This is a genomic window from uncultured Flavobacterium sp., from assembly GCF_937967675.1.
GTDB lineage: Bacteria > Bacteroidota > Bacteroidia > Flavobacteriales > Flavobacteriaceae > Flavobacterium.
The window spans coordinates 1-1,020 of sequence record NZ_CALBSN010000076.1; the positions used below are offsets into that span (position 1 = coordinate 1).

Genomic DNA, 1,020 nt, shown 5'->3' on the forward strand with positions numbered 1-1,020 from the left:
AAATTTCAAACGTCCAACGACCTGAATTATTGAATTTTATGTACGCCAAATCGACTCCATCTAACGATGTGCCCGACATAACTCCGATAACGTTGTAGTTTTCTTTAAACATGGGTTAAAATTACAAATTGTTATTGAAAATTTGGTAATTAATCTTTACATTTGGTACCTGAAATTACAAAATAATCAAACATTACATCTAAATAATATGGATTTTAAATTAACCGAAGAGCATTTAATGATTCAGCAAGCTGCTAGAGATTTTGCTCAAACAGAATTATTACCTGGAGTTATTGAAAGAGATGAACATTCAAAATTCCCAACAGAACAAGTGAAAATGATGGGTGAACTTGGGTTCTTAGGAATGATGGTTGATCCAAAATACGGAGGTGCAGGATTAGATAGCTTATCTTACGTTTTAGCAATGGAAGAAATTGCAAAAGTAGATGCTTCTGCAGCAGTAATCATGTCGGTAAACAACTCATTAGTTTGTGCTGGTTTAGAAAAATATGGTTCGGAAGAACAAAAAATAAAATACTTAACGCCGTTAGCTAAAGGTGAAGTAATTGGAGCTTTTTGTTTATCAGAACCAGAAGCAGGTTCAGATGCCACTTCACAAAGAACAACTGCTATTGACATGGGCGACCATTATTTAGTAAATGGAACTAAAAACTGGATCACGAATGGTGGAAATGCTTCTACTTATTTAGTAATTGCTCAAACCGACGCTTCAAAAGGACACAAAGGAATCAACGTTCTTATCGTGGAAAAAGGAATGCCAGGTTTTGAAGTAGGTCCGAAAGAGAAAAAAATGGGAATCCGTGGATCAGACACACATACTTTATTATTTAACGATGTAAAAGTTCCAAAAGAAAATAGAATTGGTGCTGACGGATTTGGATTTGCTTTCGCTATGTCAACTTTAAACGGAGGACGTATTGGAATTGCATCTCAAGCCTTAGGTATTGCACAAGGAGCTTACGAATTAGCGTTAAAATATTCACAAGAGCGTGTTGCTTT

Annotated in this window: 2 protein-coding genes; one reads left to right on the top strand and one right to left on the bottom strand. The window is 35.4% G+C overall.

The window, feature by feature from the left end; genetic code table 11:
* A partial coding sequence (locus Q0075_RS05340; RefSeq protein WP_297868613.1) for an anhydro-N-acetylmuramic acid kinase occupies window positions 1-112 on the bottom strand: 112 nt, incomplete at its 3' end.
* Window positions 113-208: 96 nt separating this feature from the next.
* On the opposite strand from Q0075_RS05340, the gene Q0075_RS05345 reads away from it, so the two are divergent.
* A partial coding sequence (locus tag Q0075_RS05345) for an acyl-CoA dehydrogenase family protein (RefSeq protein ID WP_297868612.1) occupies window positions 209-1,020 on the top strand: 812 nt, incomplete at its 3' end.